This is a genomic window from Yinghuangia soli (assembly GCF_021502675.1).
Classification (GTDB): domain Bacteria; phylum Actinomycetota; class Actinomycetes; order Streptomycetales; family Streptomycetaceae; genus Yinghuangia; species Yinghuangia soli.
This window is the reverse complement of the sequence record NZ_JAKFHA010000032.1, coordinates 1-19,573: the sequence shown is the minus strand read 5'-3', so window position 1 is coordinate 19,573 and position 19,573 is coordinate 1. Positions and strand designations below refer to the sequence as shown.

The window sequence follows — 19,573 nt, the reverse complement described above, 5'->3', positions numbered from 1 at the left end:
TCGCTGTTGCCCGACGCCCCCTCCGTCCAGGATCGCGAGATATATGCAAGACGACGTGCTGATCGTCCACGGTGGTTCCCCGCTCGAAGGCGAGGTCCGCGTCAAGGGCGCCAAGAACCTGGTGCCCAAGGCGATGGTCGCCGCTCTTCTCGGCGAGGAGCCCAGCCGGCTGCGCAATGTCCCCGGGATCCGCGACGTGCACATCGTGCGCGGCCTGCTGCAGCTGCACGGGGTCGCGGTGTACGAAGGCGACGAACCGGACGAACTGGTCATGGACCCGTCCTCGGTCGAGCTCGCCAACGTCGCCGACATCGACGCGCACGCGGGCTCCAGCCGCATCCCGATCCTGCTGTGCGGCCCGCTGCTGCACCGGATCGGCCGGGCCTTCATCCCGGACCTGGGCGGCTGCCGGATCGGCGACCGGCCGATCGACTTCCACCTGAACGTGCTGCGCGAGTTCGGCGCGACCGTCGACAAGCGGCCGGAGGGGCTCTACCTGGAGGCCCCGAACGGGCTGCACGGCGCCAAGATCGAGCTGCCGTACCCGAGCGTGGGCACCACCGAGCAGGTGCTGCTGACCGCGGTCCGCGCCGAGGGCACCACCGAGCTGCGCAACGCGGCCGTGGAGCCGGAGATCATAGACCTCATCTGCGTGCTCCAGAAGATGGGCGCGATCATCTCGGTGGCCACCGACCGGGTGATCAGGATCACCGGCGTGGAGCGCCTGGGCGGGTACACGCACCGGGCCCTGCCGGACCGCCTGGAGGGCGCCTCGTGGGCCTGCGCGGCCCTCGCGACGCAGGGCGACGTGTTCGTGCGCGGCGCCCGGCAGCTGGACATGATGACGTTCCTGAACGTCTTCCGGCAGGTGGGCGGCGCGTTCAGCGTCGAGGACGAGGGCATCCGCTTCTGGCACCCGGGCGGCCGGCTGCGCGCCATCGCGCTGGAGACCGACGTGCACCCCGGCTTCCAGACCGACTGGCAGCAGCCGCTGGTGGTCGCGCTGACGCAGGCCACCGGGCTCTCGATCGTGCACGAGACGGTGTACGAGAGCCGGCTCGGGTTCACCTCCGCGCTCAACCAGATGGGCGCCACGATCCAGTTGTACAGCGAGTGCCTGGGCGGCACGCCGTGCCGGTTCGGGCAGCGCAACTTCCAGCACTCCGCGGTCATCTCCGGCCCGGCCAAGCTGCACGGCGCCGACCTGGTGATCCCGGACCTGCGCGGCGGATTCTCGTACCTGATCGCCGCGCTGGCCGCCGAGGGCACCTCGCGCGTGCACGGCATCGACCTCATCAACCGCGGCTACGAGGGCTTCCACACGAAGCTCGCCGCGCTCGGCGCGCGCGTCGAACTCCCGCCGCAGCAGAGCGGGATCGCGGTTGCCGCGGATGCCGCGGGAGCGGTGCACAGCGTGGCCTGAGCCACCCGCGACCAACCGTACGGTACGCGAATGCGCTGACGCCGAAGGGCGGTTCCCCCGCCGGGGGAACCGCCCTTCGGCTTGTCCTACGCCTGGTCCGGACACTCCGGGACCGCTCCGCCGGGCCTCAGCCCGCCGTCACGCGCCCGCAGGCCGCACCGGGACGCGTCACTTGCCCTTCGCGGCTTCCTTGAGCTTCGAGCCCGCGGAGACCTTGACGCTGTAGCCGGCCGGGATCTCGATCGGCTCGCCGGTCTGCGGGTTGCGCGCGGTGCGCGCCGAGCGGTGGGTCCGCTCGAAGCTGAGGAAGCCGGGGATCGTGATCTTCTCGTCGCCCTTGCTCACGATCTCGCCAACGACCTCGGCGAAAGCGTTCAGCACGGCGTCGGCGTCCTTGCGCGTGACGTCGGCCCGCTCCGCGAGGGCGGCCACCAGCTCACTGCGGTTCATGTGTATCTCCCGTGGTCTTTCCAACTCGCTGTTCTTGCCCCGGGGACGAATCCTGCACGTATCCGGGCCCGGAACCTAATCAGGGACACGCCGAATCACGCGGAAAGCCCCGCGATTTGGCGGTTCGAGGCAGATTACGCGCCCGAATCGGGCTCGCAAGCACCCGCCACACCCCGACCATACGACCACCATCACGTACGCTCGTCACACCGCCCCCGGCGCGTCCTGCCCTGCTTCGTCGGCCTGACGGTCCGCCAGAACCGCGTCCCGGACGGCCGCCGCGACGACGTTCGAGACCTCCGGGTGGAATACGCTCGGGATGATGTAGCTCGCATTGAGTTCATCGTCCGTGACGACCGACGACAATGCCCGCGCGGCGGCGAGCAACATCGCGGTCGTGATGTGCCGGCTCTGCGCGTCGACAAGCCCGCGGAATACCCCGGGAAAAACCAGTACGTTGTTGATCTGGTTGGGAAAGTCGCTGCGGCCCGACGCGACGACCGCGGCGTGCTCCTGCGCGACCGCCGGGTAGATCTCCGGTTCCGGATTGGCGAGTGCGAACACGATCGCGTCGTCGGCCATCTTCGCGACGTCGCCGGCATCGATGACGTTCGGCGCGGAGACCCCGACGAACACGTCGGCGCCGACCACCGCTTCCTTCAAAGTCCCGGTCAGGCCCTCGGAGTTGGTGTGCTCCGCGATCCACCGCAGGTCGTCGCCCATGTCGGTGCGGCCGCGGTGCACGACGCCGTGCACGTCCGCGACCACGACGTCGGTCAGGCCCGCGGCCATGAGCAGCTTGAGGATCGCCGTGCCGGCCGCGCCCGCACCGGACATCACCAGGCGCACGTCGCCGAGCTTCTTGCCCACCACGCGCAGCGCGTTGGTGAGCGCGGCGAGCACCACGATCGCGGTGCCGTGCTGGTCGTCGTGGAAGACCGGGATGTCGAGCGTCTCGCGCAGCCGCCGCTCGATCTCGAAGCAGCGCGGCGCGGAGATGTCCTCGAGGTTGATGCCGGCGAACCCGGGCGCCATCATCTGCACCGCGCGGACGATCTCGTCCGGGTCCTGGGTGTCCAGGCAGATCGGCCACGCGTCGATGCCCGCGAAGCGCTTGAACAGCGCCGCCTTGCCCTCCATGACGGGCAGCGCGGCCTTCGGGCCGATGTTGCCCAGGCCGAGCACCGCGGAGCCGTCGGTGACCACCGCGACGGTGTTGCGCTTGATGGTCAGGCGGCGCGCGTCCTCGGGGTTCTCGGCGATCGCCAGGCAGACCCGGGCGACGCCCGGCGTGTAGATCATCGACAGGTCGTCGCGGTTCCGGATCGGGTGCTTCGCCTGCATCTCGATCTTGCCGCCGAGGTGCATGAGGAACGTACGGTCCGAGACCTTGCCCAGGGACACGCCCTCGATCGCCCGCAGCGCCGCGATGAGCTGGTCCGCGTGGTCGGTGGACGACGCGGCGATGGTCACGTCGACCCGCAGCCGCTCGTGGCCGGACGCGGTGACGTCCAGGCCGGTCACCGAACCGCCCGCGGATTCCACGGCGTTGGTGAGCTGGCTGACCACCCGGCCTCCGGCCGGGACCTCCAGGCGGGCGGTGATCGAGTACGAAGCGCTCGGCGCTGCGGGCATGAAACTGTCTCCTTGGGAAGTCCGGTGCCCCGGCACGGCACCACAGATGATCGTCTCATTTCGGTGCACGGGCCGACGACCGGCCACCGGAATCGGCCCCGGCTACCCTGCACCGCGAGCCCCGCAAACTGTGATCCGCATCCTCCTTCCGCTCCCGGCGCGGTCGGTTACTCTGTTCATGGCACCGGCTCGATCCAAGCCCCCGGGCCCAACCATTAGTCCCTTCGAGGGACCACTTGCCGAGAGGCGAGCATTGGCGGGTCGGTGTCGTAAGCGTCGGATCCGGCGGCCCTTCGGGGCCGCCGGATCCGTTTTCCGGCCTCGTCCCCGGACTCCTGCACGGCCCGCTTGCCGGCCCGCTTCCCGACCCCCTGCGCGGCCGTTCGCGGCGCCTGCTTCGCGGCTTCTTTTCCGGGCCGCCTCCGGCCCGCGCGTTTCCGGCGCCGGGCCCGCCCGCGGTGGGACGATGGCCCCGATGAACGCCTCACACGACGGCTCCTGGACCGCGCTGGCGGCGCACCGCGCCTGGCTGGACGCCGAAGCGGACCGCCTGCTGCGCTTCGGCGCGGCGGCCCGCGACCCCCGCGGCGGCTTCGCGTGGCTCGGCGCGGACGGCACCCCGGACCGGGACCGCGGCGTACAGCTGTGGATCACCACCCGGATGGCACACGTGTTCGCCCTCGCGCATCTGCGCGGCGTACCGGGCGCCGGCCCGCTCGCCGACCACGGCCTGGCGGCGCTGAGCGGCCCGCTGCGGGACGCTCAGCACGGAGGGTGGTATCCGGCCATCCCCGGCCCGTCCGAGCCGCCAGAGGGCCGCAAGACGGCCTACGGGCACGCTTTCGTGCTGCTGGCCGCCTCGACCCTCGCGCTCGCGCAGCGTCCCGGCTCCCGCGCGCTCCTCGCGGACGCCACCGGGGTCTTCGAGGCGCACTTCTGGGACGACGCGCACGGCCGCGCCCGCGAGTCCTTCGCCCGGGACTGGTCGGACCCCGAGGACTACCTCGGCGCCAACGCCAACATGCACACCGTCGAGGCGTTCCTCGCCGCCGCGGACGCCACCGGCGACCCCTCGTGGCTCAGGCGCGCGCTGCGCATCGCCGACTTCTTCGTGAACCACATCGCGCGCTCGGGGTGGTGGCGCGTACCGGAGCACTTCACGGCCGACGGCCACGTGCTGCCGGAGTACAACGCGGACGCCAAGGACGACCCCTTCCGGCCGTACGGCACCACGCCCGGACACGCACTGGAGTGGTCGCGCCTCCTGCTCAACCTCGAAGCCGCGCTGCCCGACCCGCCCGACTGGCTGGTGGAAGCCGCCCGCTGGCTCTTCGTGGTCGCCGTCGGCTCGTGGGACCACGACGGGCACCAGGGCTTCGTGTACACGATCGACGCCGACAACCGGCCCGTCGTGCGGGCCCGCATGCACTGGGTGACCGCGGAGGCCATCGCGGCCGCGGCGGCGCTGCACCGGCGTACCGGGGACCTGGTCTACGAGCACTGGTACCGCGTCTGGTGGGACTACGCCGCGCAGTACGTCATCGACCCGCGCGGCAGCTGGCACCACGAACTGGCCCCGGACAATACGCCCGCGGCCACGGTGTGGTCGGGCAAGCCGGACATCTACCACGCGTACCAGGCGACGCTGCTGCCCCAACTCGCGCTGGCCCCCACGGCAGCCGCACAGTTGCGGGGTGCACGGTGATCGCGGTCGCCGGGGAGAACGTCGTCGACCTCGTCCCGGCCGGCGGAACTCCCGACACGTACCGGGCACTTGCCGGCGGCAGCCCGGCCAACATCGCCATCGCCGCGACCCGGCTGGGCACCCCGGCGGCGCTCATCGCCCGGATCGGCTCGGACGCCTTCGGCCACCGCGTACGCGAACGCCTGGCGGCCGACGGCATCTCGCCGCGCTACCTCGTGGACGCGCCGGAACCGTCCAGCCTCGCCGTCGTCTCCTTCGACGAACAGCGGCGCGCCTCCTACGACTTCTGGTTCACCGGCACCGCCGACGGGCAATGGGCCGGCCACGAACTCCCGGACCCGCTCGACCCCGACATCCGCGCCCTGCACGTCGGCTCCGCCGCCCTGCACCTGGAGCCGGGCGGCGCGGCCCTGCTGCGCATGATCCTGCGCGAACACGCCCGCGGCGCTGTCACGTTGACGCTGGATCCCAACGTACGCCCGGACATCTCCGGGGACCTGGGCCCGGTACGCCGCCGCCTTGAGGCCGTCATGCCGCTGTGCGACGTCGTCAAGGCGAGCGACGAGGACCTGCGCCACCTGTACCCGGACCTGGACCCCGTCGAGGCCGGCCGCCTGTGGCGCGACTCGGGCCCGTCCCTCGTCGTCGTCACCCAGGGCCCGGACGGCGCCACCGCGATCCTCGAACACGAAGCAATCGCGGTCGCCTCCCCCGAGGTCGACGTAGCCGACACCGTAGGCGCGGGCGACGCCTTCATGGGCGCCCTCCTCCACGGCCTGGCGACCCGCGACCTCCTGGGCGGCGACCAGGTGGGCGCACTGCGCACCATCGCGCCGGAGGAACTGCGGAGGGTCCTGGAGTACGCGGCAGCCGCGGCGGCGTACACGTGCACGCGGCCGGGGGCTGATCCCCCGACGTCGAAGGCGCTGGCAGGGTGGCTGGCCGAGCGCTCGGAGGCTTGAGGGCTCGAGGGGTTGGCGGTCGACGCGGCCAAAGGTTCACGAGTCCGAGGCTCCACAGGACAAGCTGACGAACAAGTCCACGGCTGCCACCGCACAGGACCGCGGACGAGTCCACGAACGCTTCCGACTGGGAACACGGACGGTTCCGTCGCAATGAAGGTGGGCCGTTGCCCCGGCCCTCCCGAACGCCGATTGTCGCGCGGCCGACTGCCTTGCCAAGCGTCATCAACGGCCCACGAATACCCGTCGGCAGGAGGCCGCTTGACAAGCCACCCGCCCGCGCTGAGTCACAACCGCGGGAGGGCCGGGGAACCGTCCATTGCCAAGCAACTTGCGCTCGTATGCCCCCTCCCAGCCCACCCACCGAAGGCACGCAGGCAACTACTGGCGGCCAGTGGTCCCCGTCCCGATGCAGCCCCAGCGAATCGCGAGATGAGTGCAAGGGCGACCGACTTACAGATCCAACGCCCAATCCGTGGAGGGGTGGACGGAAGCAGGGTCGGGCATGCGGGGTCAGGGATGCGGGGTTCAGGCGCCGCTGCCCACAGGCAGCGGCGCCCCTCCAACCATCCTGCGCGCCAAGCGATACCAGCCGCCAACTCCGTCCCGGAATTGCCGACCCTGGTTGCGCGGCGCCGCCCGGGGTTGGCGCCGCGCAAAGGGCCGCCCAGTAACCGGTCCGCACTGGTCAGAGATGTCGCGTACGCGGCGGACGCCGTACCGCTTGTCCCTGCGCGGCCGCCCGACCAGGCGGCCGCGCAACCCCGTCTCCTCCTGGACGTTGCCGTCAGTGCGGCCAGGCGCCGACCTCATCGACCCCACGCTCGCTACGCGTTCTTCCTTGCGCAGCCGTCCGTTTGGGCGGCCACGCAACGCCCACTCCTTCTCGCTATGGGCGCGCACGACATGTGTGCGCACCAGTCGAGGGCGACATGCCAGCCCTGGTTGCGTGGCGTCGCGCAGGGCGGAGCCACGCGGGTGCCCGTGGCGACCAGGTCCGCGCTGGTGAGGCTGTCGTGTATGCGATGGGGCGTCATGTCGCTTCCCTCTGCGCGGCCGCCCGGATGGGCGGCCGCGCCACCTCGACGAACACTCGCTACGGGGCACACACGACATACGTGCGCACCAAGCGCAGTCGGACGCACAAGCCTTGATCGCGTGGCGCCGCGCAGGGCGGCGCCACGCAGCACTCCCAGGTAGTTCCGTCTGCGTTCAGGAATGCCGATGCCGGTTGGCGCGGCGCCGCACCGGGCGGCACCGCGCAAAGGGCTGCCCCGTAACCGTGAGCGCACTGGTCAGCGGTCTCGCGTACGCGGTGCGGATGTCGTACCGCTTGTCCTTGCGCGGCCTCGCTCCGGTCTGTCTCGCGGCGGCTGCGGGGCTTCGGTATGCCGCCGGAATCTGCGAATCGCGGGAAGGCCGATGCTCTCCCCCAATCGCAGTCCGGGGTGAGGGGTAGATGCCGGTGGAGGCGGGGCGGTAGGCGGAGCGCCAGGGAGGGGCCGTCGGAGCGACGGTCGGGGAGTGTCCTGCGGTTGGGGGCCACCCATAGTGGAGGGGGTGTGGGTGGCGAAGCCCCCACCCGCGGCGGAGCCGCGCAAAAGGAAGAGCCCTGCTCGCGCTTTTTGCGAGCAGGGCTCTTCCGAAAAAGGGGTGGAGGTGGCGGGAATTGAACCCGCGTCCTGAAGTGCGAGACCAGAGCTTCTCCGAGCGCAGTCCGCTTCGATTTTCTCAGCCCCGGCAATCACGCGGACAAGTTGCCGACGGGCTCAGTTACTGTTAAATGTTCCGAACGGCCCCGTAACCGGGCAGTGCGGTGGAGTCCCCTTGATTATGCCAGGATCCGGGGCGGGGACGCACCCGGTCTGACACCTTCGAAGCTCGCTCAGGCGGCGAGGGCGAAGGAATCGCGCTTGTTATCGGCGATTATAGGTTTCGGCATATGGTTAACGAGATCATTGCCGCTTCCTCGGCTCGCTTCCTCTGCTCCGACATCTCCAGTCGAAACCGATCACCCCCTATTGAGTTTTCAAGCGTCGTGCTCTGCCGGCCGGAGCCGGCTCGCTTGACGGTCGCACCCGGCGTGTTGCCTGAGCCCGGTGCAGCCGGTGTCATCGTACGGAACAACCCCGCCGGGGGTCCACTTCATTCCGTACGGCGCGGCTCAGCTGCTCTGCCGGCGGATGGCCGCGCTCATCGCGCGCTGGGCCTCGCGCTGGCCCTGCTTCTCGATGAGGGTCTGGCGCTTGTCGTACAGCTTCTTGCCGCGTGCGAGGGCGAGTTCGACCTTCACCCGGCCGTCCTCGTTGAAGTAGATGCTCAACGGGACGAGCGTGGTGCCCGAGTCGTTGAGCTTGTTCTCCAGCTTGGCGATCTCGTCACGGTGCAGCAGCAGCTTGCGGGGGCGCCGGGGGGCGGAATTGTTCCAGGTCGCCTCCAGGTACTCCGGGATGTGCGCATTGCGCATCCAGACCTCGTGGTTGTCGACGGTCGCGAATCCGTCGACGAGGGACGCGCGGCCTTGCCGCAGCGACTTCACCTCGGGGCCGGTCAGCACGACACCGCACTCGAACGTGTCGTCGATGTGGTAGTCGTGCCGCGCCTTCTTGTTCTGCGCGATCATCTTGCGTTTGGGAGCCGCCGACGCCTTCTTGGACTTGGTCGGCTTCCCCGGCATCTGCACGATGGTTGGTCTCTTCGCCATGATCTCCGCATTCTCGCCCATCGGCGGGGGTCCGGGCCACGGGGTTCCGCTCAGACGGTCGTGTCGGCGGCCGCCAGGCCGGCCAGGACCTCCAGCGCCCGGGCCTCGGCCTCCTCCGCGGGGGCGGACGCGGGGACGGCGATGTCGGGGTCGATGCCGCGGCCTTCCACGTTGCGCCCGTCGGGCGGGTACCAGCGGCCCACGGTCAGCTCCAGGACCGCGCCCCCGGCGAGCAGCGCAGGGGCCTGGACCGAGCCTTTGCCGTACGTGGTGCTGCCGACGACCACCGCGCGGCCGCGGTCCCGTAAGGCCGCGGCGACGACCTCGGCGGCGCTGGCACTCGCCCCGTCGACCAGGACCACGACGGGTGTCGCGGTGTCGCCGGGGGCGGCCGCCGCGCCGAGTTCGCGGCGGGTGCCGGTGCCGTCGTCGTACGTGACCACGGGCCCGGGCAGCAGGAACGCGGAGGCGACCGCGGCGGCCTCCTCGATCAGGCCGCCGGGGTTGCCGCGCAGGTCGAGGAGGAGGCCCGCGGGGCGGTCCGCGAGTGCGGCGCGTACCTGGTCGGCGGTGCCGCGGCCGAAGCCGGTGATGCGGACCCGGACCAGGCCCGCGGTGCCGACCGGCTCGACGGTGACGCCCGCGCCGGTGAGGAGCTCGCGGACCAGCGGGACGTCCCGCGGGGCGTCGCCGCGCACGACGGTGAGCACGAGTGCGGTGCCGGCCGGGCCGCGGAGCCGCGCGACGACTCCGGCGAGCCCGAGCTCCGCGGCGGGTGCGCCGTCCACGGCGGCGAGCACGTCGCCGGCCTTGATGCCGGCCCGGGCGGCGGGCCCACCGGGATGCACATACGAGACGCGTACCCGCCCGTCGGTCTGACGCACGGTCAGGCCCACGCCCGGGTACGTCCCGTCGACCTGTTCGAGGTGCTCCGCGGCAGTGCCCGGCGGGTAGTACGCGGCCCACCGGTCCTCCAGGACGGCCAGCAGGTCGCGGGCCGCGTCCGGGTCCAGTTGGAGGCCTTCGAGTGCGGCGGCCGCCTCGGGCGGCAGCGTGGGCGCCGTCCGGGGCGGCGGGACGCGGTGCGCGGACTGGGTGTTCAGGCCGGGCACCGACACGGCGTCCCATGCTCCGGTGGCCGCCCCCGTGGTCAGGACCGCGCCGAACACCAGGGCCACTGCGGCCCTTCGGCGCACCCGACCGGACGTCATGGCGGGAGCATAAGGCAGCGCGGCAGGCCGCCCTGCGGAGCCCGGACTAAAGCCAGGTCAGCGGGTCCGCGAACGCCCCGTCGACAAGGACCTCGAAGTGCAGGTGCGCGCCCGTGGAATAGCCGGTGTTGCCGACGAGTCCGACGGTGGCCCCGCGCCGGATGCGCTTCCCCTCGCCGACGTCGATGCGCGAGAGGTGGTTGTAGGTCGTGGTGAGCGCGACGCCGCCGACCTGGCCGTGCGAGACCACCACGCGGTAGCCGTACGCGCTGTTGTAGCCCGCGGCGATGACCGTGCCCTCGCGGGCGGCGCGCACCGGGGTGCCCTCGGCGGCGCCGAAGTCCGTTCCGCTGTGCAGCTTCACGTACTCGAGGATCGGGTGGAACCGCATCCCGAAGTTCGAGGTGACCGCGCCGTCGACCGGGTACGACAGCGCACCGCCGCGCTGCCCGGAACTCCCGCCGCCCTTGGCGGTGCCCCCGCTGCCCTTCGCCACCGGGGCGTTCAGCCGGTTGACGAGTTCGGCGAGCCGGCGCTGCTCGACCACGAGGGCCTCGTAGCGCTGCTGGTCGGCGGCCTTCTCCTCCTGCGCGGTGGCCATCGCGCTGCGCCGCGCCTCGACGAGCTTCTCGACCGCGGCATTGGCGGCGCCCGCCTCGGCCTCGACGGCGGTGAGCACGGTGAGCTGCGCGGCCGCGGCCTCGCGCTCGATGCGCACCTGCTCGCGGGCGCGGCCGAGTTCCTTCTGTCGCCCGTCGGTCGCGGCGTGCACTTCGCGGAGGCGCTGCAGGGTCGCCTCGTCGGCGCGCAGCACCGAGCGGAAGCCTTCGAGCCGGCTCATCAGCTGGGCCGGGGTCTCCGCCTCCATGATCACCGAGAGCTGGGCGAGGGCGCCCTGCTGGTATGCGCGGCGCGCGACCTGGCCGAGGGCGTCGCGCATCTCCGCCATGGAGGCCTCGACGTCGAGGAGTTGGCGCTGCGCGGCGGCCTCGTCCTCGACCGCGATCTCGAGGCGGCGGCGCAGGTCGGACTCCTTGACCCGGGCCGCGTCGAGCTTGCCGCGGGCCTGCGCCAGCGCGGCCTGCGCGGCCGGCATGCGGGCGTTGGCCTCGGCGTACGCGGTCTCCGCAGCGGCGAGGCGCTGCGCGGACCCCTCCAGGTGCGCCCGGACGTCCTGGACCTGGCCGTCCACGCGGGTCTTGGCGGTACGCGGATCGTCGTCGGCGTGCGCGGTGCCCCAGCCGATGGCCGCGCCGGTGGCGGCGATGAGGGCGAACAGGCCGAGACGCCGGCGGTACGTGGGGCGCATGGGCGCGGCCTCCTGCCTGGGGACTGGTTCCGAGCAATACGTCAGTCCCACAAGTACCAGGAGTCCCATCCCATTTACGCCATATAACCCACTTTTCACTTGATATGGCACTCGGATGGCGTAGGAGAAGCACGGGAAGGCTGTCGGCCCGGCCCCGAAAGAGCGCCGCAACAGCACCCCAGGGCCGCCGCAAGAGTGCCGGAAGAGTGCGCGCGGCAGGCCGGAAATGCCGCAGGGGCAGACCGGTTTCCCGACCTGCCCCTGCGCTCGGACCGTCCCCGCGGCAGCGGAATGCGCTGCGCGCCGGACCAGACCTCGTCAGACCTTGAGGTATTTGCGCAGCGTGAAGAACGACGCGATCGCCGACATGCCGATGCCCAGCAGGAACAGCCAGGGCAGCACCGAGATCACCGCGTCGAAGCCGATCAGCTGCGACTTGAGCAGTTGGATCGAGTCGGCGAGACCGCGCTTGATGCCGAAGTAATAGCCCGCGCTCAACAGGCCGGTCGCCACCAGGGCACCCACGAGACCGGCCACCGCCGATTCCAGGATGAAGGGCCCTTGGATATAGAAGTTCGAGGCGCCGACCAGCCGCATGATGCCGGTCTCGCGGCGGCGGCTGAACGCCGAGACGCGCGCGGTGTTGATGATCAGCAAGATCGCCACCAGCAGCATGAAGAACATGATCCCGTAGGCCGCCATGCGCGCACTGGTGAGCAGGTCGAAGAAGGGCTTGAGCAGCTTCTTCTGGTCCTGCACGGACTGCACGCCGGCCCGACCGGCAAACGCGCTGGAGATGACGTCGAACTTGGTCGGGTCCTTGAGCTTCACGCGGAAGGACTCGGGCAGCTGGTCCGGCGTCAGGCTGTCGCCCAGTGGCGAGTCCTTGTTCTGCTCCTTGAAGTGCGCGAACGCGTCCTGCTTGTTCTCGAAGAAGACCTGGTCCACTTCGGGCATCTTCTTCAGGTCCGCGCTGATCGCCTCGCGGTCCGCGTTGGAGACCTCGCCGTTGACGCACCCGTCCTTCTTGGGGTCCGTCTTGTTGCACAGGAAGATCGAGACCTCGACGCGGTCGTACCAGTAGTCCTTCATCGAGTCGGCCTGCTTGCTCACCAGCAAGGCAGCCCCGAACAACGTCAGGGACAGCGCGACACTGACGACGACCGCAATCGTCATGGTCAGGTTTCGGCGGAGACCGATCCCGATCTCTTTCAGCACGAACTGGGCGCGCATGATGTCCTAAATCTTCGGGGCGCCTCGCCTGGACGCCGTTCTTCGGTGGTCGGGCCGGCCGTCGGACCGGCGGGCAGGCCGGTCGCCAGGCCCGCAGCCGGGCGGGCCGGCCCGCGTCAGTGCTGGTAGCCGTAGACGCCGCGCGACTGGTCGCGGACGAGGTGGCCCTGCTCCAGCTCGATGACGCGCTTGCGCATCTGGTCGACGATCGCCTGGTCGTGCGTGGCCATGATGATCGTGGTGCCGGTCCGGTTGATGCGGTCCAGCAGCTTCATGATGCCGACGCTGTTCTGCGGGTCCAGGTTGCCGGTCGGCTCGTCCGCGATGAGGATCATCGGCCGGTTCACGAACGCGCGCGCGATCGCCACGCGCTGCTGCTCGCCGCCGGACAGCTCGCCGGGCATACGGTCTTCCTTGCCGGCCAGGCCGACCAGGTCCAGCACCTCGGGCACCACCTTGCGGATGGTGGAGGTGGGCTTGCCGATGACCTCGAGGGCGAACGCGACGTTCTCCCGCACGGTCTTGTTGGGCAGCAGGCGGAAGTCCTGGAACACCGTCCCCATCTGGCGGCGCAGCGCGGGCACCTTCCAGTTGGACAGCCGGCCGAGGTCCTTGCCGGCCACGAAGATGTTGCCCGTGGAGGGCCGCTCTTCCTTGAGGACCAGCCGCAGGAAAGTCGACTTGCCGGAGCCGGAGGAACCGACCAGGAAGACGAACTCGCCCTTCTCGACCTCCAGCGACACGTCCTGCAACGCGGGCCGGGGCTGCTTGGCGTAGGTCTTGGTGACGTTGTCGAATCGGATCACGGTTGCATCACAGCGCGCCATCCTAGGGGGCAAGGGTGTCGTACGGGGGCAGAGCCGTTGGTGAATGCTCCGCCGCGACCGGGTACGTCCCCGTGCGCAGGTCGTGTCCGCGTCCGAGGTCGTGGTACGTGCGTCCCAGGGACGGTACCGCCACCGCGGCCGGGCGCGAAGGCCAGGGGCGGTACGTCGCAGGGCATGGCCATCCCAGGAGTGTAAGCGGCACAGTGGAAGGCGATGGGAACTTCTTGGTGCCCCGGACGCGTTATAGAAGACGACCAGGCAGGTCGGGCCCGCAGGGGCCGAGGAGGACGTCATGACGTGGGAGCACTTGGTGTGCGCCAACTGCGCCGGCCCCGTGAGCGAGGGCCGGTGTTCGGTGTGCCGTGCGTCGCGCGACCGCCTCGCCCGCGAACGCGGACCGCAGTTCTCGCCCGCGCTGCTCGCCCTGCTGGCCGGCCTGGTGGTCGTGGCGGCACTGCTGCTGCAGCACCTGACGGGCTGACCGGCACCTCCGCAGGCACGCACGCCACCGCGGACCCGGACGACACGGCAGACGCGAAAGACACCGCAGACACGGCAACGGGAAAGGCCCCGGGAGATCCCGGGGCCTTTCCGTTTGCGCATGGTCGCGTCCCGCAGGGCGTCAGGCCGCCGCGGTGGCGTCCTCGTCGCGGCGCATGCGCCGCGGCAGGACGGTGAACGCGAAGCCGCCCGCGGCCATCGCCGCGCCGCCGATGACCAGGAAGACCACGTTGGCCTCCTCGCCGGTCGCGGCGAGCTGCTGCTCACCGGTCGCCGCGGCTCCGCCGGTGGTGGCGCTGCCGGTCGTGGTGGTGCCGCCGCCGTAGTTGCGCTGCGGGCCGCCGCTGCTGGCGTTGTTGCCGGACGCACCGCGGTTGTTGTTGTTCCCGCCGCAGTTCACGCCGCCGTTGGCCACATCGCACGGCTGGCCGCCGGTCGAGCCGCCGGTCGAGGTGGTGCCGCCGCCGGTGGACGTGCTCGCGCCCGTCGTGCCCGCGGTGGTGCCGGCCGACGAGGTGTCGCCGGTCGAGCCGCTCGACGTGGTGCCCGCCGACGTACCGGCCGACGTGCCCGCGGAAGTGCCGGCCGAGGTGCCGGACGCCGTGCTCTGGCCGGACGAGCCGTTCGACGAGCCGTTGGACGACCCGTTCGACGAGCTGCCGCTCGCGCCGGACGTGGTGGTCTCGCCGGTCGCGCCGGACGACGTCGTGCTGGTGCTGCTCCCCGTCGTACCGCTGCTCGTGCTCGTCGAGGTGGTGGTCTCGCCGGTCGAACCGCTCGACGTGGTGGTCGAGGTGCTCGAACCGGAGGTGCCGGGCTCGCCCGTGGTGGTCTCGCCCGTGCTGGTCTCACCCGTGGTCGACGACGCCGACGTGCCGGCCGAGGTGCCGCCCGTGGTGGGCGGCTCTTCGCCCGGCTCCGCGGACGCCATGCCCGCGACCGCCAGCGACGCTCCCGCAGCGAAAACTGCGGCCGCGGCTATGCGCGCAACGCGTGCGCGCACCTTGTTGGTCATTACTGCAACCCCCAGTTGGTCGTGCTCCCCGTCCCCGCACCGGCGCGACAGGAGGCCGAAACGTCAATGGGCATCGCCACGACCGATGGGACCAGACCACAGGAACGGGCCGTGGGGGGACCGTGCCTCCATGTGCTGCCGTGTCGTTGCAATGCCGACGCCCAGCCTGGTGAAGGCCCCGCGGGGTAGTCAAGGGCGTTCCACGAAGGTTGCGGGGGATGTCCCTTTTCCGGCGTGTAATTGAGGGAAAAACACAGCGGCATTCACCGCCGAATTATCGACAAGGTGATGCCGCTGTGTGATGTCGCCTATTGCGCAGCCGCGCGATTATCCGGCTCAGGCCGCGGTCTGCTGCTGCTTGCGCCAGCGGATACCCGCCTCGATGAAGCCGTCGATGTCGCCGTCCAGCACCGACTGCGGGTTGCCCACCTCGAATTCGGTGCGCAGGTCCTTCACCATCTGGTACGGGTGCAGGACGTACGACCGCATCTGGTTGCCCCACGAGGAACCGTCGCCCTTGAGCGCGTCCATCTTGGCGCGCTCCTCCTGGCGCTGCCGCTCCAGCAGCTTGGCCTGGAGGACGTTCATCGCGCTGGCGCGGTTCTGGATCTGCGAGCGCTCGTTCTGGCAGGACACCACGATGCCGGTCGGGATGTGCGTGAGGCGCACCGCCGAGTCGGTGGTGTTGACGCCCTGGCCGCCCGGGCCCGAGGAGCGGTAGACGTCCACGCGCAGGTCCGACTCGTCGATGTCGACGTGGTCGGTGGTCTCCACGACCGGCAGCACCTCGACGCCCGCGAAGGAGGTCTGGCGGCGGCCCTGGTTGTCGAACGGCGAGATGCGGACGAGGCGGTGGGTGCCCTGCTCGACCGAGAGGGTGCCGTAGGCGTACGGCACCTTGACCGCGAAGGTGGCGGACTTGATGCCGGCCTCTTCGGCGTACGAGGTGTCGTAGACCTCGGTGGAGTAGCCGTGCCGCTCGGCCCAGCGGGTGTACATGCGCAGCAGCATCTCGGCGAAGTCCGCGGCGTCCACGCCGCCGGCCTCGGCGCGGATGGTCACCAGTGCCTCGCGGGCGTCGTACTCGCCGGACAGCAGCGTGCGGACCTCGAGCTCGTCGACCGCCTTGCGGACCGAGCCGAGCTCGTTCTCCGCCTCGGTGCGGGTGTCCGCGTCGTCCTCGGCCTCGGCCAGTTCGAACAGGACCTGGACGTCGTCGATGCGGCGGCGCAGGTCCTCGACCTTGCGCAGCTCGCCCTGGAGGAACGAGAGGCGGCTGGTCAGCTTCTGCGCGCTCTCGACGTCGTCCCACAGGTCGGGCGCCGCCGCCGCCTCGTTGAGGTCGGCGATGTCGGCCCGCATCTTGCCCAGGTCGAGGACCGCCTCGATCGACTCCATGGTGGATTCGACGGACTTCAGCTCTTCGGAAGGATCAATGGCAGCCACGCACCCATCGTACTGGCCCCGGGGTGCGGGGCTTGTCGACGGAGGGGTGGACCGGTGGGGCTCAGCCGGAGGGGGCCACCTGGACACGGCCGTTGGGGCCGCGCAGATAGAGGTCGACCCGGCCGGGCGCCGAGCCGACCGCGGCGGCGCCCTCCTGGGCGGGGAGTTCGGCGGGGGCCGACAGCGTGGCCGGCTGCCAGGCGCCGGCCATCGCGACTGCGCCGGTCAGGCGGCCCGAAGTGTCCGGGACGACGACGGCCAGGCCGCCGCCCGGGGTCCAGGCCGCGGCCGGGCGGCCGCCGGCCGCGAAGGTACCGACCCGCTCCGGCTCGCGCCAGTCGCCGCCGGCGAGCGTCATGTGCAGGAGCGCGTGGTCGCCGGCCCGCACCACGAAGGCGTCCAGCGTGCCCGGCGCACCCGGTGCGCCGGCGGTCAGCGCGGGGGCCTGCTCGACGATGCCGCCCTGGTGGACCTTGCGGAATCCGGACCAGTTCGCCCCCGCGAGGGTGCCGTGCATGAGGTCGTCGCCGGACCGGACGAGGACGTCGAGGCGGTCGCCGGTGCCGGACGCGGCGGGTGCTCCGGCGACCTTGGTCTTGGCGTCCACCCGGGTCCACTCGCCCCAGCGGCCGTCCGCGAAGCTGCAGCGGTAGAGGAACCGGTCCGCGGCGCCGACCGCGAGCACGTCCACGCGGCCCGCCGCGGGGGCGGTGACCGCGAGGTCCTCGGCGGCCTTGAAGACCGGCAGCTTCTGCCAGTCGGAGAACTTCACGCCGTCGCCGGTGGAGAACCAGGGCTGTCCCGCGCCGTCGCGCTGCACGACGTAGGTGGCCGCCCCGGCGGGCTGCGCGGCGGCCGGTGCGCCGACCAGGAGCACCGGCGCCACCGGGAGTTGGGCCCACTTGTCCCAGACCGGGATGCGGGCGGCGCGGTCCCCGGCGCCCGTCGAGGCCGGGGTGCCGGCCCCCTGGGCGGGGGCCGAGGCGGGCGGCGACTGGGTCGCGCCGACCGGCTGCTGCTCGGCGGGCTTGTCGTCGCCGCGGCCCGCGATCCACCAGCCGGCTCCGGCGACCACCAGCACGGCGGCGGCGCTCAGCACCGCGACGGCGCGGCCGCGCCGCTTGCGGTGGGTGGTGCGGCGGCGCGAAGCGGCGATCGGCGGGGCCGGGAAGGTCGGCCGGGCCAGGTTGGTGTGGGTGTCGCGGGACGCGTCCATCTCGGTGCCGGAGACCAGCGGCACCACGCCCGCGGGCAGCGGCGGCGGGGTCTCGCCGCGGTCCGGGTGGCCGCCGCCGTCCGGGGCGGGCACGTCGAAGCGCGGCAGGCCGGCCAGCGCGGGCAGCGCGGCGCGCAGGCGCTCGCCGACCTCGCGGGCGGTCAGCCGGGCGGCGGGCGCCTTGGACAGGCAGGCGGCCAGGACGTCGGCGACCGGGGCGGGCAGCCCGGGGATGCCGGGGACCGGCTCGGTGACGTGCCGGCGCAGCACCGCGCCGGGGTGGCCGCCGCCGAACGGGGTCCAGCCGGTGAGGAGTTCGTACAGCACGGTGCCGAGGGCGTACACGTCCACGGCGGCGGTCGGCTGCAGGCCCTCGATGATCTCCGGGGCCAGGTAGTCGGGGGTGCCGATGATGCGGGTCGCGCGGGTGCGGCGCGGTGCGTCGACCAGGCGGGCGATGCCGAAGTCGGTGAGTTTGGCGCGCACTTGGCCGTACGCGGTGTCGAGCAGGACGTTCTCGGGCTTCACGTCGCGGTGGATGACGCCCTCGGCGTGCGCGGCGGAGAGCCCCTCGGCGACGTCCGCACAGATCGCCGCGGCCATCGCGGGGCTGAGCACCCGCTCCTTCTCCAGCCGGGTGCGCAGGTCCGGGCCGTCCACCAGGTCCATGACCAGGGCCAGGTCGGAGCCGTCCACCACGAGGTCGTGGATGCCGACGATGGCGGGGTGGTCGAGGCTGACCAGCGCGGTGCGCTCCTGCACGAAGCGGGCCACCAGGACCTCGTCGGAGGCGAGGTCCTCGCGCAGCAGCTTGATGGCGACGGGCCCCTCGGGTCCCTCGCCTGCCCAGACGGTGCCGCTCGCGCCGCGCCCGAGGATCTTCAGGGCGACGTACCGGCTGCCAATCCTGCGTGCCACTGCTGCTCCGTGTCCCCGGCACCCGACGTGGCCGGTCCGTGCGGAATGTGGGATTCCGTGCCGTATTCCGTGCCGTGATCCGCGCGTCGGCGCGCGGATGGATGCGCGCCTCGTCCCGTGTCCTGCCGTGTCCCTGCTGCGCTTTCCGTGCCCGAAGGCTACCTGGCGGAGGCCGCGCAGCCGTGTGGTGTGGGCAGATCCGACCGGGGTGTCGCACGTCGGGCAAGAGATTTGTCGACCCGAAGCGGGACCCGGGCGCGCCAGGGCGGGCGGAAGCACCGCCCCGGCGGCCCCGGACCGGCCTTACGGGAGCTTGGTCGGAATGCCCTTGGGGAGGCCGGTGGGCAGTCCGTTGGTGCCGCCGGTCTCGCCGGTGCCCTTGTCGCCGCCGCCGTCGAAGAAGTCCTTGGCCTTCTCGTACCAGCCCTTGACCTCGTCGAAGACGTCCAAAGCGCTGTCGATCCAGGTGTGCAGCGGGGTCAGGTAGTAGAGGGCGACGAGCCCCGCGGCCATGATCACCAGCGTCATGACCATCCGCATCAGGCAGCCGGACAGGCAGCCGACGCCCGGGACGCTCGTGGGCCGGAACCCGCGGCCGCGCGACGGGCGCGGTTCCCGCGGCTCGCGCGGGGCCCGGCGGGGCGGTTCGACATCCGGCGGACGCGTCGCCTCGCGCTGCTGCGGCGGCTGGTGCTGGGGCGGCCGGTGCTGCGGGGGTGCGCTGCGCGGCGGCGGCTCGGGGCTGCGGTACGGCGCGTTCTGCCCGGGCCCGGACCCGCCCGCGGCGCCGGGTGCGGCGTACTGCGGGGCGCCGCCGCGGTAGCCCGCGGCCGGGTCGTCGCGGTACAGCGGAGGCGGCGGCGGATAGCCCGGCGGCTGCGCCGGGGGCCGGAACTGCTGCGGCGGGACGACCTCGTCGAGCACCCGGGTCGGGTCCGGCACCGGCGGTCCGGAAGGCCGGCCGGGGGCCGGCGGCATGCCGGAGCCGCCGCGCGGGACCACGCGCGTGGGGTCGTCG

Annotated in this window: 14 protein-coding genes, 1 other RNA gene and 1 pseudogene; 4 read left to right on the top strand and 12 right to left on the bottom strand. The window is 71.8% G+C overall.

Annotated features, from left to right (window positions below; translation table 11 throughout):
• Positions 1 to 43: 43 nt before the first annotated feature.
• On the top strand, positions 44 to 1,423 hold the full coding sequence (gene murA / locus LZ495_RS34410; RefSeq protein ID WP_235057058.1) for a UDP-N-acetylglucosamine 1-carboxyvinyltransferase: 1,380 nt from the start codon (positions 44 to 46) through the stop codon (positions 1,421 to 1,423).
• Between the two features lie 168 nt (positions 1,424 to 1,591).
• Here the strand turns inward: murA and LZ495_RS34405 are convergent, their stop codons facing one another.
• Both LZ495_RS34405 and LZ495_RS34400 read right to left on the bottom strand, forming a co-directional pair.
• Positions 1,592 to 1,873 carry an HU family DNA-binding protein gene (locus LZ495_RS34405; protein WP_235057057.1) on the bottom strand — a complete coding sequence of 94 codons (282 nt, stop codon included), beginning with the start codon at positions 1,871 to 1,873 and terminating at the stop codon, positions 1,592 to 1,594.
• Positions 1,874 to 2,077: 204 nt separating this feature from the next.
• Positions 2,078 to 3,508, bottom strand: a complete 1,431-nt coding sequence (locus LZ495_RS34400; protein WP_235057056.1) for an NAD-dependent malic enzyme — start codon at positions 3,506 to 3,508, stop codon at positions 2,078 to 2,080.
• A 475-nt stretch (positions 3,509 to 3,983) separates the two neighbouring features.
• Between LZ495_RS34400 and LZ495_RS34395 the strand changes: the two genes are divergently transcribed.
• Both LZ495_RS34395 and LZ495_RS34390 read left to right on the top strand, forming a co-directional pair.
• A complete protein-coding gene (locus tag LZ495_RS34395) occupies positions 3,984 to 5,213 on the top strand; it encodes an AGE family epimerase/isomerase (protein ID WP_235057055.1) in 1,230 nt (409 codons plus the stop codon).
• Complete coding sequence (locus LZ495_RS34390) at positions 5,210 to 6,175, top strand: carbohydrate kinase family protein (RefSeq protein WP_235057054.1); 966 nt, start codon at positions 5,210 to 5,212, stop codon at positions 6,173 to 6,175. The genes LZ495_RS34395 and LZ495_RS34390 overlap by 4 nt, the downstream gene beginning before the upstream one ends.
• Before the next feature lie 1,651 nt (positions 6,176 to 7,826).
• On the opposite strand, the gene ssrA is transcribed toward LZ495_RS34390, so the two are convergent.
• From ssrA to ftsE, 6 genes are all read right to left on the bottom strand, one after another.
• Positions 7,827 to 8,194: a transfer-messenger RNA gene (gene ssrA, locus LZ495_RS34385) on the bottom strand.
• A gap of 145 nt (positions 8,195 to 8,339) precedes the next feature.
• Positions 8,340 to 8,852, bottom strand: a complete 513-nt coding sequence (gene smpB / locus LZ495_RS34380) for an SsrA-binding protein SmpB (RefSeq protein ID WP_235057113.1) — start codon at positions 8,850 to 8,852, stop codon at positions 8,340 to 8,342.
• 77 nt (positions 8,853 to 8,929) lie between these two features.
• Positions 8,930 to 10,090, bottom strand: coding sequence for a S41 family peptidase (locus tag LZ495_RS34375; protein WP_235057053.1), 1,161 nt, complete (start codon positions 10,088 to 10,090; stop codon positions 8,930 to 8,932).
• Positions 10,091 to 10,136: 46 nt separating this feature from the next.
• Entirely contained in the window at positions 10,137 to 11,399 is a 1,263-nt protein-coding gene (locus tag LZ495_RS34370) for a M23 family metallopeptidase (RefSeq protein WP_235057052.1), read from the bottom strand.
• 318 nt (positions 11,400 to 11,717) lie between these two features.
• A complete protein-coding gene (gene ftsX, locus LZ495_RS34365) occupies positions 11,718 to 12,632 on the bottom strand; it encodes a permease-like cell division protein FtsX (RefSeq protein ID WP_235057051.1) in 915 nt (304 codons plus the stop codon).
• Between the two features lie 116 nt (positions 12,633 to 12,748).
• Complete coding sequence (gene ftsE, locus LZ495_RS34360) at positions 12,749 to 13,438, bottom strand: cell division ATP-binding protein FtsE (protein WP_235057050.1); 690 nt, start codon at positions 13,436 to 13,438, stop codon at positions 12,749 to 12,751.
• A gap of 313 nt (positions 13,439 to 13,751) precedes the next feature.
• On the opposite strand from ftsE, the gene LZ495_RS34355 reads away from it, so the two are divergent.
• Positions 13,752 to 13,940: a hypothetical protein gene (locus tag LZ495_RS34355; protein ID WP_235057049.1), complete on the top strand. Its 189-nt coding sequence runs from the start codon at positions 13,752 to 13,754 to the stop codon at positions 13,938 to 13,940.
• Positions 13,941 to 14,081: 141 nt separating this feature from the next.
• Here the strand turns inward: LZ495_RS34355 and LZ495_RS34350 are convergent, their stop codons facing one another.
• From LZ495_RS34350 to LZ495_RS34335, 4 genes and pseudogenes are all read right to left on the bottom strand, one after another.
• Entirely contained in the window at positions 14,082 to 14,975 is an 894-nt protein-coding gene (locus LZ495_RS34350) for an LPXTG cell wall anchor domain-containing protein (RefSeq protein ID WP_235057048.1), read from the bottom strand.
• Positions 14,976 to 15,311: 336 nt separating this feature from the next.
• Positions 15,312 to 16,421, bottom strand: coding sequence for a peptide chain release factor 2 (gene prfB, locus LZ495_RS34345; RefSeq protein ID WP_235057047.1), 1,110 nt, complete (start codon positions 16,419 to 16,421; stop codon positions 15,312 to 15,314).
• Positions 16,422 to 16,482: 61 nt separating this feature from the next.
• Positions 16,483 to 18,555: a protein kinase domain-containing protein gene (locus LZ495_RS45095; protein WP_308268686.1), complete on the bottom strand. Its 2,073-nt coding sequence runs from the start codon at positions 18,553 to 18,555 to the stop codon at positions 16,483 to 16,485.
• A 303-nt stretch (positions 18,556 to 18,858) separates the two neighbouring features.
• A pseudogene (locus LZ495_RS34335) lies at positions 18,859 to 19,573 on the bottom strand (hypothetical protein); the annotation flags it as partial.